Source organism: Roseateles sp. P5_E11, from assembly GCF_054049355.1.
The window spans coordinates 1-576 of sequence record NZ_JBFUMO010001189.1; the positions used below are offsets into that span (position 1 = coordinate 1).

The 576-nt window shown below is 64.5% G+C and carries 1 protein-coding gene; it reads right to left on the reverse strand.

What is annotated here, in order from left to right:
* On the reverse strand, nucleotides 1-367 hold a 367-nt coding region (locus ACXJKR_RS34255), incomplete at its 3' end, for a M17 family peptidase N-terminal domain-containing protein (protein WP_457326658.1).
* Nucleotides 368-576: the final 209 nt, after the last annotated feature.

Here is a 576-nt window from a genome sequence, read left to right on the forward strand (position 1 = left end):
CCTGGCTCGTGGCGAAGCCATTGCCGCCGGCGTCGAAACCAACAAACGCGACAGCCGCGCTGACCACGCCACGGGATTTGATCTGCGCCAGGCCTGCAGCCAATGCGGCGCGCGCGGCAGCCAACGTCGTCTTGCCGCTGGCGACGAGGACAAGGCGAGGCGCCTTGACCCCTTCGGCGTGGGTCAGCGTGAGTGCCTGGCCACCTTTCAGCGCGAAGTCGCCGAGCTTGATGGCCGCCTGCGCATGACGGGCAACCATTGCATCCAGGCCCTTGGGCAGCGCCTCACCGCCGAGCACGACGACCAGGGCGTCGGCACCGGCGCCCGCGAGCCCATCGAGCTCAGCGGTTTGAATCTTGAAGTCCATAATGACCAGAAGTAGGTAGAAGTACTTTTGATGTTATTCGATTCATCCACGCGATYCGAGCTGGCCAAGAGCTTCGGCGTCACGCTGGTGGTCATCCTGACCATCATGTTGACGTCGACGCTGATCCGCACGCTGGGCCAGGCCGCGGGGGGCAATGTGGCGCCTCAGGACGTCGTGCTGTTGATGGGCTACGCGACCATCGCCCACCT